Source organism: Roseobacter ponti (assembly GCF_012932215.1).
GTDB classification, from domain to species: domain Bacteria; phylum Pseudomonadota; class Alphaproteobacteria; order Rhodobacterales; family Rhodobacteraceae; genus Roseobacter; species Roseobacter ponti.
Genome location: NZ_CP048788.1, coordinates 1,726,852 through 1,740,765, shown reverse-complemented (window position 1 = coordinate 1,740,765; position 13,914 = coordinate 1,726,852). Strand labels below are relative to the sequence as shown.

At 60.9% G+C, this 13,914-nt stretch carries 12 protein-coding genes; 6 read left to right on the top strand and 6 right to left on the bottom strand.

Annotation, left to right across the window (positions count from 1 at the left end):
• Positions 1-108 precede the first annotated feature (108 nt).
• Genes G3256_RS08325 through G3256_RS08310 form a run of 4 tightly spaced genes read left to right on the top strand, consistent with a single transcriptional unit; the run spans position 109 to position 4,242 of the window.
• Positions 109-2,202: a dynamin family protein gene (locus G3256_RS08325; protein ID WP_169640375.1), complete on the top strand. Its 2,094-nt coding sequence runs from the start codon at positions 109-111 to the stop codon at positions 2,200-2,202.
• The gene (locus G3256_RS08320) at positions 2,195-3,109 is read left to right on the top strand and encodes a dynamin family protein (protein ID WP_246227855.1); all 915 of its coding nucleotides are present in this window, start codon (positions 2,195-2,197) and stop codon (positions 3,107-3,109) included. The genes G3256_RS08325 and G3256_RS08320 overlap by 8 nt, the downstream gene beginning before the upstream one ends.
• Positions 3,110-3,133: 24 nt before the next feature.
• Positions 3,134-3,496 carry a hypothetical protein gene (locus G3256_RS08315; RefSeq protein WP_169640374.1) on the top strand — a complete coding sequence of 121 codons (363 nt, stop codon included), beginning with the start codon at positions 3,134-3,136 and terminating at the stop codon, positions 3,494-3,496.
• Positions 3,496-4,242 carry a hypothetical protein gene (locus tag G3256_RS08310; RefSeq protein ID WP_169640373.1) on the top strand — a complete coding sequence of 249 codons (747 nt, stop codon included), beginning with the start codon at positions 3,496-3,498 and terminating at the stop codon, positions 4,240-4,242. The genes G3256_RS08315 and G3256_RS08310 overlap by 1 nt, the downstream gene beginning before the upstream one ends.
• A gap of 17 nt (positions 4,243-4,259) precedes the next feature.
• Here G3256_RS08310 and G3256_RS08305 read toward each other — a convergent pair whose 3' ends face one another.
• The gene (locus tag G3256_RS08305; RefSeq protein WP_169640372.1) at positions 4,260-7,316 is read right to left on the bottom strand and encodes an efflux RND transporter permease subunit; all 3,057 of its coding nucleotides are present in this window, start codon (positions 7,314-7,316) and stop codon (positions 4,260-4,262) included.
• Between the two features lie 4 nt (positions 7,317-7,320).
• Positions 7,321-8,565 (bottom strand): efflux RND transporter periplasmic adaptor subunit, encoded by a 1,245-nt coding sequence (locus G3256_RS08300; protein WP_169640371.1) that lies wholly within the window; start codon positions 8,563-8,565, stop codon positions 7,321-7,323.
• Between the two features lie 220 nt (positions 8,566-8,785).
• Between G3256_RS08300 and G3256_RS08295 the strand changes: the two genes are divergently transcribed.
• On the top strand, positions 8,786-9,154 hold the full coding sequence (locus tag G3256_RS08295; RefSeq protein WP_169640370.1) for a VOC family protein: 369 nt from the start codon (positions 8,786-8,788) through the stop codon (positions 9,152-9,154).
• 15 nt (positions 9,155-9,169) lie between these two features.
• Here G3256_RS08295 and G3256_RS08290 read toward each other — a convergent pair whose 3' ends face one another.
• Genes G3256_RS08290 through G3256_RS08275 form a run of 4 tightly spaced genes read right to left on the bottom strand, consistent with a single transcriptional unit; the run spans position 9,170 to position 13,003 of the window.
• Positions 9,170-9,415: a MoaD/ThiS family protein gene (locus G3256_RS08290; protein ID WP_169640369.1), complete on the bottom strand. Its 246-nt coding sequence runs from the start codon at positions 9,413-9,415 to the stop codon at positions 9,170-9,172.
• Positions 9,416-9,419: 4 nt separating this feature from the next.
• A complete protein-coding gene (locus G3256_RS08285) occupies positions 9,420-11,663 on the bottom strand; it encodes a xanthine dehydrogenase family protein molybdopterin-binding subunit (protein ID WP_169640368.1) in 2,244 nt (747 codons plus the stop codon).
• 1 nt (position 11,664) lies between these two features.
• Positions 11,665-12,132, bottom strand: coding sequence for a (2Fe-2S)-binding protein (locus G3256_RS08280; protein ID WP_425501554.1), 468 nt, complete (start codon positions 12,130-12,132; stop codon positions 11,665-11,667).
• Between the two features lie 13 nt (positions 12,133-12,145).
• Positions 12,146-13,003 carry an FAD binding domain-containing protein gene (locus G3256_RS08275; RefSeq protein WP_169640366.1) on the bottom strand — a complete coding sequence of 286 codons (858 nt, stop codon included), beginning with the start codon at positions 13,001-13,003 and terminating at the stop codon, positions 12,146-12,148.
• Positions 13,004-13,264: 261 nt separating this feature from the next.
• Between G3256_RS08275 and G3256_RS08270 the strand changes: the two genes are divergently transcribed.
• Positions 13,265-13,906 (top strand): TetR family transcriptional regulator C-terminal domain-containing protein, encoded by a 642-nt coding sequence (locus G3256_RS08270; protein ID WP_169640365.1) that lies wholly within the window; start codon positions 13,265-13,267, stop codon positions 13,904-13,906.
• The last annotated feature ends 8 nt before the right edge of the window (positions 13,907-13,914 follow it).

Below are 13,914 nucleotides of genomic sequence, written 5' to 3'. Positions count from 1 at the left end.
TCCCACCACAACTTTGCCAGATATGACCCCTAAACCTTTCAACAGATAAAGAGCAGTTTTTAGTCAAAGGCCTCACATGAGGCCACGTAGCAGGTTCCGGGCCCGAAAATGAATGTAAAACCACAGATTGACGAAGCAGAGAGCAACGCCCTGATGGCCCCCCCGTTTCTGACGGAAGGAATGGAGCCGTTGCAGGAGCTTGCTGAACGCAGCGCGCGGCTGTCGGACCTGATGGACCGGCTGAGCGAACTTGCCGGCGATGCCGCCGCACGCCCGCTTGCGAGGCTGCAGCGCGAGCTTGAGGAATCCGAGCCTGCGATCACATTTCTGGGTCAGGTCAAATCCGGTAAAACCACCCTGGTGAATGCCGTTGCAGGCTGGTCTGATCTGCTGCCGTCCGACGTCAATCCGTGGACGTCAGTTGTAACGTCGCTGCATCTCATCCCCGGCGAAACCCGCAGCGAAATCGGCGCGTGTTTTCAGATGATGAAGGCCGACGAATGGGACCGCCTCGTGCAGAAGGGCGGCCGCCTCGGTGAGCTTGCTGATCGTGCCGGTGCGGGCGACGAGATGGAAAAAATTCGTCAGCAGGTTGAAGAACTGCGCGAGAAATCCCGTCGCCGTCTCGGCAAAAAGTTTGAAATGCTGCTGGGTCAGGAACATGACTACGGCTATTTCGACAAAGAACTGCTGGAACGATACATCTGCCTTGGTGACGACGTCTTTGAGGACGAAGATACCGATACGGGCGGAGATACCCAGGGCAGGTTTGCCGATATTACCAAATCCGCCGATCTGACCCTGCACAGCCCGACATGTCCGGTGCCGCTTTGTCTGCGCGACACGCCCGGCGTCAACGACACCTTCATGATGCGCGAACAGGTAACGATTAACGCTGTGCGCAACAGCCGCATCTGTGTTGTCGTGCTCTCAGCGCATCAGGCGCTGAGCTCGGTCGATATGGGCCTGATCCGGCTGATCTCAAATATGTCGTCGCGTGACGTGATCATCTTTGTGAACCGCATCGACGAGTTGCGCGATCCGGAAAATCAGATCCCCGAGATCGAGGCCAGCATCCGCAGGGTGCTTGCGGAAAACAACGGACCAGAAGGTGCCGATATTCTCTTTGGCAGTGCCTGGTGGGCCAATATGGTCCTGTCCGACAGCATTGACGAAAAGACAGAATCCACTGCCGCCCGCCTCAGCGGCATGTCCGACCGGGCAAAAAACCCCGGTCAGCACGGATATTCGGCGGCTGAAAATCTCTGGCACCTCTCAGGGATGCCTGCTCTGCAGCGAGCGATCGGCAATCAGGTCGTCAGCAGCATCGGCAATGCTCTTCTGCGCCGCACGGCGACGTCCATGGCAACAATCGCCACCGGACAGCAGGCCGCCAACAAGGTGATGATCAGCGGCGATGAAACCGAAACCGGGCTGACCATGCAGGAAATCCGCAGAGAGCTTGAGGCGCTGACCAAACGCCACCTCGATGCGATGCACAGCGACCTTTCAGATGTGACGAAAAACTACCGCGCGCGTGCAGACCGCGCCCATATCAACTTTGTGGATCGCGCTACCCACTCGCTGATCACGCATCTGGAGAAAGTCGGCGCAGAGCACATGTGGGAATACAATCCCGCAGGTCTGCGCATGCTGCTGAAATCCGCGTTCTCGGTCTATGCCTCGAGGGCACAGTCCGTGACCAGAAAGAATTTTGAGGCCGCGACAGAAGAGCTTGCAGGCTTTTACTTTCGAGCCTTCGGCAAGGCGGTCGAGGGCGTGCAGCTTTCGGTGCCTGATGTGCCCGAGATGCCTGCCCCTGTCTCCCTTGCGCAAAGCATCGCACTCGATTTCAATGACGGATGGTGGAAGTCATGGTGGCGCCGCACACGTGGCTATCAGGCATTTGCCAAACGGTTCCGTTCGCTGATTTCAGCCGAAACAGAAGAATTTATGGCACGCGTCCGCGACACCCAGCCAGACGAGATCAACGCTGATTTGATCGGCGCCATGACGGGGTTTATCGAGCAGAACCGCGATGTGCTCTATGAGATTGGCAACAGCCGTGGTGACAAAGACGGGCTGCAGCGTCTTTGCCTCGGTGCCGGAGAGGCTGACCGCGTGGAACAGCTCGAAGAAATCCTGAAAGAGCTCCAGGCCTACGCTGCAATGCCAGATATGGAGCCAGCAGATCATGGATGACCTGACACCCGAAACGCTGAACGGCGATACGGCGGCGCCGCGTCCGCGTCTGGCCCTGATGGGAGAGTTCAGTGCCGGCAAAAGCACACTGACCAACATCCTGCTGGGTTCGGCACCCCTGCCGATGAAGGTGACCGCGACCCGCCTGCCCCCGGTTCTGATGACCTACGGGCCGTCCTCGGCGCATGCGGTGGATATGGACGGCAACCGCATCCCGTTTGATCTGCAGGACCTCAACAGCATCTGCCTTGATGAGACACAGCACATCCATCTGACGATGGAGGCGGATACGCTGATGCTCTGTGATCTGATCGACATGCCGGGGATTTCCGATCCCAACATGCCCACCGACATGTGGGAAACCGTTGTGGGAGAGGCCGATCACGTCGTCTGGTGCACCCATGCAACCCAGGCCTGGCGCCAGTCCGAGGCCGCGATATGGGAGATCCTGCGCGACTGTACGCGGGGCGAAAACCTCCTGCTGATCACACAGTTTGACAAGCTGCGCACCGAGCGTGACAAAGACCGCGTGCTGCGGCGGGTCCGCCGCGAGACCGATGGTCTCTTTTCGGCGGTCTATGCGGCATCGCTCCTTGACGCGCTGAACGCGGACGACGATCTGGACATCTGGCAGACCAGCGGTGTGGCACCTTTCTGCGAGCATCTGATTGAACTGCTGATGAACTCCGGTGGCAATCGCAGTGCCGATGGCGCAGGACACCACAGCGAGGCTCCGGCAGACTTTGCGCGTGCCGTGCCGGAAAAGGACTATTTCTTTGACGAGCCCGAAGACGAAGCGCCGCTGCCTGACGGTCACATACAGCCCCGCCGCGTGCGCGCGGACACCACGTCCGGACGACGCCGCCCCGATGCCCGCCCTGACCGAGATGTAATGGCCGGCGAATAACGCCCAGCACAGGAAAACCCAACCATGGACATGCAGGACAGACTGGACGCACTGCGCAGTACAGCAGAGCAAAGCGACCTTGCCGCCTATACCGACATTGGTGCAGGCCTTGTTCTGAGCTGGAGCAGCCCCGCCCCCTGCCCGCGCGAAGCTCTCGACAGCCTTGCCGCACGTGCTACCGCGTGTTTTGCGCTTGCCGGCGCGATCAGCCCTGGGCACCCGCCTGCCGCAGCGCTGCATTTCACCGCCCGCCGCACTGAAGCTTTCGGCCGGCCGGACGCGGAAGGTGACGAAGCCATCTGCCTTGCCGCACCCGCAGAAAGCGACGCCGCGATGCTGTTGTCCTGCGTCATTACCGATCCGCAGAACACAGGGGAGCAGATCTGATGTCCGCACCACAGAAAAACAGCATTTCCGACGCAGCTCTGGCAGGGCTGCTCGCCCGGCTTGGCAGCGCAGAGTTGGCGCAGACCCTGCCCAGAGACAGAACCGCCGCGCTGGAAGTGCTCCTGCGCGAGATCAACGAAACTGTGCTGCCCCGGTCCCTGAAACTCAGCGCCGACGGCATTCAGCTTGGCGCACTTGACGTAGCGAACCGGCGGCTTGTTGCGGTCGGGCTTGGTGATGACGCGCCCGGAGATACGGACGTGACCACCCTTGCAGGCGTTCTCGGACTGATCTGCGAGACCGGCGCAGAAGTCACTCTGACCAACGCAGGGCGTGCCGGCACGGCGGGCGACCCGGACACCGGCGCTTCGGTCCCTGCCTTGCGGGCGGCCCTTGCAGGTCGGCACCAGATGAGCGGTGTTGCCGTGATGTTGGAGAGTATTGCAACGGATACAGTTGCCTGCCTGCACTGGAACGACCTGACAGCAACTGGCGGAGCTGAAGAGGCCGGTGCGGGATGTTCCGGCGACCCCGCGTGGTTCCCCCGGCTGGAGGCCTTCGTGGCCGGCATGCGCAACGGTCCTGCCGGCGGCCCTGATGGCGGGCTGCTGGTGCCTCTTGCAGATGACCTTACTCTGATCGCCTGTGGCGATGCCCGCGCAGGCGTTGCGGCTGTCATGGCATCGGCACCGGCGCTGCAGGCAATGCAGTCCTGGCAGTCTCTGATGGGAGCGCGCTCAGACTGAGCCGCGGCCCCGCGGTTTCACTCCGCGGGGACCTCAGCATCCGCGCCCGGGCTGATGCGGAAAAACACCGTATAAAGCACCGGTACGACGATCAGCGTCAGCAGCGTCGCAAAGCTCAGACCGCAGATGATCACCACCGCCAGGGATTTGAAAAACGGATCCCAGAGCAGCGGGATCACCCCGAGAACGGTTGTCAGCACCCCCAGCGACACCGGCCGTACGCGGCTGACCGCAGCATCAATGACGGCGCGCATACGTTCTTTGCCGGCGCCGATCTGACTGTCGGTCTCATCGATCAGGACGATCGCGTTTTTGATCAGCATACCGGCGAGAGACAAGATCCCGAGGATGGCCATGAACTCAAGCGCCGTCCCGCTCAGCGCCAGCCCCCAGATCACGCCGATCAGGGCCAGCGGCACGGTGAGCCAGATGATCAGCGGCTGCCGGATCGCGTTAAAGAGCAAAAGCACCACAACGACCATCGCGCCGATACCGATCGGCATTGTGGCGGCAAGGCCCTCGTTGGCCTCGCTGCTGCTGCCGTATTCGCCTTCCCAGGTCATCCAGTACCCGGGCGGCAGCGTCATCGCATCAACCGGCCCCCGCACAGCCTCAAAGAGATCCCCTGACAGCATGCCCTGCGGCGGGTCAGACTGTGCGGTGATTGCGAGGCTCCTGTCAAAACGACGCAGGCGGCTGTTCTCGAAGACCAGCTCAAACCGGTCCACGACCTGAGCGATCGGCACATAAGCCCCGGCAGAATTGCTGAAAATCTGCACATCCTGGAGCTTGGCGGCATCATCGCGCGCCCGGCCAAAGGGCCGCATCACGATCGGACGGAGCTCTTCCGCCTCTCGGTAAATGCCGATCTGCGTGCCGACAAGATGACCGTTCACGGCCGTCAGAATATCCCCCTGAGAAAGCCCGAGCCGGCGCGCGTTTTCGATATTAATCACCGGCCGGATCACCGGGCGCATCGCTTCCCAGTCATCTTTGATCGCGATGGCGCCCTTCTCTGCCATGACCTCTTTGGCAGCCCCAGCAAGCTCGCGCAGCACAATGGCATCGGGGCCGTAAAAGCGGGCTTCGATCTTGGCGCCCCCACCCGGACCAAGGAGGAATTTCCAGACCTTTGCGTTGCCGGCCGGGAATCGTTCATCAATCCAGTTCTGCATCTGCGGGATCAGATCCGCGATCTGCCGGTATTCCTCCACGTCCACAAGGATCTGGCCGTATGCCGAGCTCGGATCGCCCGCCTCATAGGTCAGCATGAACCGCAGATGCCCGCCGCCAACAGTTGTGTTCGTACCCGTGACCCCCGGCAGACTGCGCGCGTGCTCAGAAATCTCTGTCATATGCTGGCGGGTCAGTTCGATATCCGCCCCTTCGGGCAGGAAATAATCCACCACGAACTGCGTACGTGTTGAGGCCGGAAAGAACCCGGGCGGCACCATCGAGAACATCGCAACCGCCGAAACAAAGAGCCCGACCACGATGGCGATGGTGACCCAGCGGATGCGGATCGCGAGATGCAGAAACCGCCTGTAGCCGCGCAGAATGAAGTTCTCACCCTTTTCGTCAGCCTTGCCCGGTTTCAGCAGCAGCGTGCAGAAGTATGGCGTGAGCCAGATCGCAACAAGCCAGGAAAAGAGCAGCGCAATGCTGACCGTCCAGAACAGGCTGCCCGCGTATTCACCGGTATTGTCAGGCGAAAACCCGATCGGCGAAAAGGCCAGAAAACCAACGATCGTCCCCCCGAGCAGAGGCCATTTTGTCTGGTTCACAACGGCGATGGAAGCGGGTGCAGGGTCTTCGCCTTTCTGCACTCTCACCAGCGTGCCTTCGACAACGACAATTGCGTTATCGACCAGCATCCCGAGCGCAATAATCAGCGCTCCCAGTGAGATCCGCTGCATATCGAGCCCGTAAAAATACATGCCGAGCAACGTGCCTGCCACGGTTACGAGCAGGATCCCCCCCATCAGCAACCCCGAACGCAGCCCCATGAACACCAGCAGGGTGCCGACGACAATCGCCAGCGCAAGAACGACGTTCATCACAAAATCATTGACCGAGGCGCGCACCGAGGAAGACTGATCCGATATCGTTTCAATCTCGATACCGATGGGACGTTCGGAAATCAGCGCATCCATGCGCGCTTTGACCTTATCACCCATGTTGACGACATTGCCGCCGATGTTGTTCGAGATCCCCAGACCGATGGCTGGTTTGCCGTTGCGGAAGAGCATGCTGGTGGGCGGATCTTCGTATCCGCGCCGGACAGTCGCGATGTCACGCAGCCGGTATGAGGCCCCGTTCTGCGGGTTGACCAGCACCAGGTTTTCAATCGCCGCGATGGAATCGACGGCCGCAGGCGCGCGCACTGTGAGACGCGCCGGTCCTGCACTGAGCGACCCGGCGGGCGTTACGAGGTTCTGACCTTCCAGCAATCCTGCCACCTGCGTGGGCGCAAGCCCCAGCTCAATCAGCCGTGCCGGTTCATATTCGACGAAAATCACCTCGTTCTGCACGCCGCTCAGCACCACCTTGGACACGCCTTCGACGATTACCAGTTCGCGCTGCAGATCCTTGCCATATTCATATATCTCAGAAAGCGAATACCCCTCGCCGGTGATCGCAAAATAGAGCGCGTAGACATCGCCGTAATCGTCAAAGATCTGACTGGTAAGCGCATTGGGCGGCAGAGAGCCCTGCACATCACTGACCTTGGCACGCATCTGAGTGAATTTCTGTGCCAGCTGATCACGGTTTTTGGTCGAGGCAATGGTAAATTCGACCGTAACCTGACTGCGCCCTGACATGGAGATGGATTTCACCTCCTTGACGCCGGCCAGCTGCTGCAGCGCGTTCTCGACGACCTCGGTTACCTCGTCCGCAACCTCTTCAGCACTGGCGCCGGGATAGGGTGTCACAATCTGCGCCGTGCGGATAATGAACTCCGGATCCTCGAAACGGGGCAGCGCCGTATAGGCAAAATAGCCGCCAAAAAGGATGAGGATCGTTGCAAGCGCCGAGATCAGGCGCTTTTCAATGGCAAAGCGGGCAAGATCCATATGCTCAGTTCCCGATCTGCGTAACCGGGCGGATCACCGCCCCTTCGCGCAGAAAGGTCACGCCCGCAGTCACGATCCGGTCCCCTGCGGTAAGACCGTCGCGCACCACGACTTCCTCGCCGGTGATGTCCCCGGTCGACACCGGACGGGCCGTCACAGTGTTACTGTCGGGGTCCACGATCCAGACAAAGGCAGCACCGTCACCTGACGCCGTTACCGCCGAGAGCGGGACCGTGATGGCATCCGGCACAGCCTGCCGGGTGCTGACCACGACGGTGCCTACCATGCCCGGCAGCACCTGTGCGCCCTCGGGCACGTCTATGGAGACGCGCGCGCGGTAGGTCTGTGTACCAATATCGGCCTGGGTGGAAAACTCGACCAGTTCCGCCTCGATAAGGGCCCCGGGGCGCGCTTCCAGCAGGACATGCGAGCGCACTTCCTCGCCGCTGCTCCAGATCAGCACGTCCGGACCCGGCACGTCGAACGCCAGATCGACCTTGGCCAGGGCCTGCAGCAGAACAACCTGACTGCCGGCAGAGACATTGGTGAAATTGTCGATGTTGCGACGCGCGATCACCCCGTTGAAGGGCGCGCGGAGTGTTGTGTCGCTGAGGTTGGTCCGGGCGGTCCGCGCCTGGCTTTCCAGACCGCGGATAATCGCTTCCTGACCTGCGATGTCTTCTTCGCGCCCGCCGGCCACGCCGATTGCAAGCTGTTCAACCGCCGCCTGGTATCCGGCTGCGGCCACATCGGCTGCCGCCCGGTCCTGATCAAGCCGCGCTTTGGAAACGACGCCGCGCGATTCAAGCTCGCGGGTCCGCTCCAGCTGCTCTGCGGCCTGGTCAAGCTGTGCCTTGGCGGCTGCAACATTCGCTTCCAGTGCTGACACTTCCTCGTCGCGCGCGCCTGTGCGCAGTTCTCTGAGTTGTGCAACGGCCTGATCGATCTGGCTTTCCAGCTGTGCAACTGCCTCTTCGAAAGGTTCCGGGTCGATACGGGCAATCACATCCCCGGCTTTGACATTATCCGCCGCCCGCACCGGCAGTTCGATCACTTCGCCGGACACTTTGAAGGACAGAACTGCCTCCTGCGAGGACAGAACAATCGCAGGATAACGCCGTTCGACCCGCTGCGGGCTTTCGGCGACGGTCATCACACGTGCCGGCCGCGGCACCAGTTCAACACTCTCCTGAGCAGACGCGGCCACACTCCAGACAAGACAGAATACGGTACAAAATAGTATTTTCATGTGACGGCTCCCCGGACGCTTTGTTCTAAGACATATCCGCGGCACCCCGGGAGGGACAGAGTTTTCTGGGCCAAAGCCTGCGCCTTCGGGCGGCCCTGTCCGCGCTCGCCATCTGTGCACGGTCCGAGCGGTCGGGGCGGTGACCCGCGATCTGATTGCCGGCACCCCGGTTCGTGATTTACACTATGTCAGCGGCGCCACCGGATGAGGGGAAGACGGCATGCTGACAGCTCTGGACCATGTAAACCTGCGTACCGCAGACGCTGCGGCACTCGCGGCCTGGTATCAGGATATTCTTGGCCTGACGCCCGGCCCCCGCCCGGATTTCGGCTTTCCGGGTGTCTGGCTTTACATCGGAGATACCGCAGTTGTGCATCTGATTGAGACCGGGGCCGCGCTGAGCAGAAACGAAACCTCACTGGAACATTTCGCTTTTCGTGCCACCGGTCTCACTGGTTTTACGGATAAACTTACGGAACGCGGGGTTCCGTTTGAGATCCGAACGGTGCCGGGCACCCGGATCACTCAGGTCAATCTCGAAGACCCGTCCGGCACACACCTGCACGTTGATTTCGACGGAGAAGACTGACCACCCGGGCTGGCGTCAGCCGCCGACCATATAGGGCATCAGAACGATCTCATTCTCAGCACTGACCGGGGTGAACCAGGCGTCACGATAGATCACACCATCCAGTGATAACGACACACCGCGTCTGATCTGCGGCGCGAGCCCGGGGTGTTTTTCCGCAAGTGCATCAAGCAGTTGCTTGAAGTTCGTGGCTTCGACTTCCACGAACTCCTCGCCATCCGCCATGCTCCGCAGCGATCCCCAGAGCTTGACCCGCACCATGAGATCAGCCTTTCTGCGACATCGCTTTCAAAAGGCGCGGCGGCGACATCGGCAGTTCCGTCATGCGTACGCCCGTGGCCCTTGAGACCGCGTTGGAGATCGCTGCAAGCGGCGGCACAATCGGCGTCTCGCCCACACCGCGCACCCCGTATGGGTGGCCCGGGTTGGGGATCTCAAGAATGACCGTTTCAATCGAGGGCAGGTCCGAGGCGACCGGAATGCGGTAATCCAGAAAGCCTGCGTTCTGCAGACGCCCGTCCTCGCCATAGATATATTCCTCGTTGAGCGCCCATCCGATGCCCTGCACGGCACCGCCCTGCATCTGCCCTTCGACGTAATCGGGGTGCACGGCCTTGCCGGCATCCTGAAAGATCGTGTAGCGCAGCACCTTTGTGGTGCCGGTCTCGGGGTCAACTTCGGTATCCACCAGATGGACGCCAAAGCTGACGCCTGCGCCGTCGGCGTTGACCTCAAAGTGACCGGCAATGGGCCCCCCGGTGTTGTCGGCGGTCGCCGCGATTTCGGCGATGCTCATCGGCTCGAACTCGCCGGCATTCGGCCCCGAAGGTTTGGCGTAGCCGTCTTCCCAGACCACCGCCTCTTCGTCGATGCCCCAGATCTTTGCGACCCGGCTGCACATCTCGCGGATGGCCGCACGTGCCGCCTCGATCGTGGCCAGTCCGACAGCAAATGTCACCCGGCTGCCATCGGTTACATCGTTGAATCCAATGGAGTTTGTATCGGTGATCACGGTGCGGACCCGGTCATAGGGAATGCCAAGTTCCTCAGCCGCCATCATGGTGATCGATGCGCGCGAGCCGCCGATATCGGGGTTGCCTTCGACCACGCCCACGGTGCCATCGGAATTGAGGTTAAGCGATACGCAGGTATTGCCACCGAAATTGAACCAGAAGCCACAGGACAGCCCCCGCCCCTGGTTTTCGCCCAAAGGAGCGGTGTAATGCGGATGCTCCTTTGCTGCCTCCAGCGTGGCCAGTAGTCCGATCTCGTTGAAAGTGGGCCCATAGGAAGACAGCGTGCCCTTGCGCGCTGCGTTCAGGATGCGTGTGTCCAGCGGATCAAGTGAAAGCTCCTGGCAGAGCTCATCCACCACGCTTTCGACCGCATAGATCGCCATCGGCGCGCCCGGTGCGCGGTAAGCCACCTCTTTGGGCCGGTTGGTCATCACATTCCAGCCCAGCGTCTGCACGGCATCCAGATCATAGGCCGCGAAGGCCGCCTGAGCGCCAAACTCGACCGTGCCGCAGGGGAACGCGCCACCCTGATAGCGCAGCCGGGACTGGCCTGCTGTGATACGTCCGTCGCTGGTCATCCCTATTTTCACGTCGATGGATGAGGAAACGGTCGGCCCTGTTGCGCGAAACACCTCTTCGCGGCTCATCACGATTTTCACCGGCCGGCCCGATTTACGCGCCAGCGCTAGTGCCACAGGTTCGATGAAAACGGTTGTCTTGCCGCCAAAGCCACCGCCGATCTCGGAGGCGGTCACGCGCAGGTTGCTCGCTTCCATGCCCATCAGTTCCGCGCAGATCGTGCGCACGTTGAACTGACCCTGGGTACAGCACCACAGATCACCGCGCCCGTCAGGCCCCACAGAGGCCAGGCAGGCATGAGGTTCGATATAGCCCTGATGGGTCGCAGCCGTCTTAAAAGTGCGCTGTATCACCTTGTCCGCGCGGGAAAAACCGGCATCTACATCACCGTGGCCAAACTCAAAATGGCTGGTGACGTTTTCAGAGAAACTGTCGCCTACTGTTTCGTCCGAACGACCAGACTGCACCACCGGCGCGCCGGGCTTCATAGCCTCGTCGACGTCTGTCACATGAGGCAGCACTTCGTATTCGACCCTGATAAGGCGGATCGCTTCCCGGGCGACGGACTTGTCCACCGCGGCCACAGCCGCAATCGCGTGACCGTCATAAAGTGCCTTGTCGCGCGCCAGACAGTTGTCAGCGATATCGGCGAGGCCCTCATCGTCGGGCCGGGTCAGATCAGCCGAAGTAACCACCGCTTTCACGCCTTTCAGCGCTTCAGCCGCCGATGTGTCGATAGAAACGATGCGCGCATGCGCGTGCGGGCTGCGCAGAATGCGGCCGTGCAGCATGCCGGGTGCTGTCATATCCGCACCGTAAAGTGCCTTGCCGGTGACTTTGTCGATGCCGTCAGGCCGTGCAACACGGGTTCCGACGATCTTGAATTCGCGTTCGCGCCCTGCGTCAAAAGCCATGTTATGCGCTCCTCATCTCAGCGGCGGCAACCTGTACCGCCTGAATAATTTTGTCATATCCGGTGCAGCGGCAGAGATTGCCCGCCAGCCAGTACCGGATTTCGGTCTCAGACGGATCGGGATTTTTCTCCAGCAGCGCCTTTGCCGCGACCAGAATACCCGGGGTGCAGATGCCACACTGAAGGGCCGCTTTTTCAATAAACACACGCTGCAGCACATGCAGGTTGTCACCTGTTGCCATGCCTTCGATGGTTCCGATTTCGGCGGCGTCTGCCTCGGCACCAAGTACCAGACAGGAACAGACAAGCCGCCCGTTCAGCGTCACACTGCAGGCCCCGCAATCGCCGGTGCCACAGCCTTCTTTGGCGCCGGTCAGTGCCAGTCTGTCCCGCAACACGTCGAGCAGTGTTTCATCCGGCGCACAGACAAATTCGGTTTCATCGCCATTGATGGTCGTTGAGATATGCATCTTTTTCACGGGATCAGCCTCCTGCGCGTGCGTAAGCGGTGCGGGCGGCGCGTCTGGCCAGTACACCGGCTGTTTTCGTCCGGAACTCAACCGTTCCGCGTTTATCGGAAATCGGGCTGCAGGCGGCTTCGACCGCTGCCACAAGCGCTGCAACCGCATCATCTCCGAGCTTTGTGCCGGTGATGGCTTTCCCCGCGTCCTCAACCAGTCTGACGGTGGGCGCCACAGCACCCAGAGCGACGCGGGCGGCAGAAATCACACCGGCCTCATCAAGCTCCAGGCTGACAGCAGCCGATGCCACAGCAATATCCATTTCGGTGCGCGGGATAAATCGCAGATAGGCATCCCCTGCCCGCTCCGGGCGCGCCGGCAGAAAAACCGATGCAACGATGTCGCCCTTTTCCAGCGTGGTTTTGCCCGGTCCGCTCGGGATATCCGCAACCGGGCAGTCGCGTGTGCCGCCGGTGCCCTGGATACGGACGGTTGCACCGGCCGCGACCAGCGCCGGAACACTGTCTGCAGCGGGCGAGCCGTTGCACAGGTTTCCGGTCATCGTCGCGCGGCCCTGGATCTGCGTTGATCCGATCAGATCCAGCGCTTCGGCCACGCCAGGCCAGAGCGCACAGAAATCCGCGTGCTCGTTCAGTTGCGCGCCCGAAACAGCGGCGCCGACACGGAACCCGCCATCCTCTGCCACGATGCTGCGCATGCCACCAAGGTGCTTTAGATCCACGATCAGATCGGGCTCGACGATTTCCGATTTCATCTGAACAAGCACATCCGTGCCGCCTGCCAGAATGCGGCTGATACCGGCTTCGCCTGCGAGCATAGCTGACGCATCTTCGAGGCTCCCGGGCCTTTCATATCTCATAGTTCTGTCCTGTCTCTGACGTGATCCCGGCACGCCGTGACGTGGCCCGGGCGATGCTGAAAACGGTGCATCTGCTGCTGATCAGCATGGCGGGTTCGGCGTCCGATGGCAACGCCCCCCGCTTGTGAAATTTCACCCGGAGCGGTTTTGCCGCCGGGGGTCTTCGGGGCTGCCGGAAAATTCGTACCTTTTATGCGGTTCCGCATGTCGCTGCCACGCCTTAAGCGGTATGGTGGATACCTCTCTGTGACGGAAGATACTATGTCTGAGCGCGAAACTCCCGCCGGTGGACGATCCCGGACAGCCCCCCGCGAGGTACGGCGGTCGCAGCTGATCGACGCCACCATCTCCTGTATCGCCCGGCATGGTATATCCGGGACCACGATGGCGATGATCGCCGGCAAGGCAGGGCTGTCCACCGGGATCGTGAACTTTCACTTCGACAGCAAACAAAAGCTTTACGAAGAGACCATCGTCTATCTCGCGCAGGAGCATCACGACAAATGGTTCAGGGAGTACAGTAATGCAGGTCTGAGTGCCGCTGAAAAACTACTGGCGATTGCCGACGCGCATTTCCATGCAAAAATATGCACCCCCGGAAAGCTGGCCGTCTGGTATGCCTTTTTCGGAGAAGCCAGGCGCCGCGCCGTCTACCGCGATCTGATCGATAGGATTGATACCCGGCGCTTCGCACTGTCTCTGCAGCTTTGCGAAGAAATCTGCCGCGACGGTGGGTACACATCGGTGAATGCACGTGTCGTGGCGCAGACCCTTGAGGTGATGTACGACGGTTTTTGCCTGCATATCCTGATGTATCCGCGCGATCTGACCCGCAAGGACGCGCGCGCGCAGATCCGGACCTATCTGGCGACGGTCTTTCCCGATCACTTTACCGCGCCCTGAGCCTGCCT

Bases quoted from the DNA above. Each gene is read 5' to 3' on its own strand.
- G3256_RS08325 (WP_169640375.1), top strand. From the start codon at position 109: ATGAATGTAAAACCACAGATTGACGAAGCAGAGAGCAACGCCCTGATG.
- G3256_RS08320 (WP_246227855.1), top strand. From the start codon at position 2,195: ATGGATGACCTGACACCCGAAACGCTGAACGGCGATACGGCGGCGCCG.
- G3256_RS08315 (WP_169640374.1), top strand. From the start codon at position 3,134: ATGGACATGCAGGACAGACTGGACGCACTGCGCAGTACAGCAGAGCAA.
- G3256_RS08310 (WP_169640373.1), top strand. From the start codon at position 3,496: ATGTCCGCACCACAGAAAAACAGCATTTCCGACGCAGCTCTGGCAGGG.
- G3256_RS08305 (WP_169640372.1), bottom strand. From the start codon at position 7,316: ATGGATCTTGCCCGCTTTGCCATTGAAAAGCGCCTGATCTCGGCGCTT.
- G3256_RS08300 (WP_169640371.1), bottom strand. From the start codon at position 8,565: ATGAAAATACTATTTTGTACCGTATTCTGTCTTGTCTGGAGTGTGGCC.
- G3256_RS08295 (WP_169640370.1), top strand. From the start codon at position 8,786: ATGCTGACAGCTCTGGACCATGTAAACCTGCGTACCGCAGACGCTGCG.
- G3256_RS08290 (WP_169640369.1), bottom strand. From the start codon at position 9,415: ATGGTGCGGGTCAAGCTCTGGGGATCGCTGCGGAGCATGGCGGATGGC.
- G3256_RS08285 (WP_169640368.1), bottom strand. From the start codon at position 11,663: ATGGCTTTTGACGCAGGGCGCGAACGCGAATTCAAGATCGTCGGAACC.
- G3256_RS08280 (WP_425501554.1), bottom strand. From the start codon at position 12,132: ATGCATATCTCAACGACCATCAATGGCGATGAAACCGAATTTGTCTGT.
- G3256_RS08275 (WP_169640366.1), bottom strand. From the start codon at position 13,003: ATGAGATATGAAAGGCCCGGGAGCCTCGAAGATGCGTCAGCTATGCTC.
- G3256_RS08270 (WP_169640365.1), top strand. From the start codon at position 13,265: ATGTCTGAGCGCGAAACTCCCGCCGGTGGACGATCCCGGACAGCCCCC.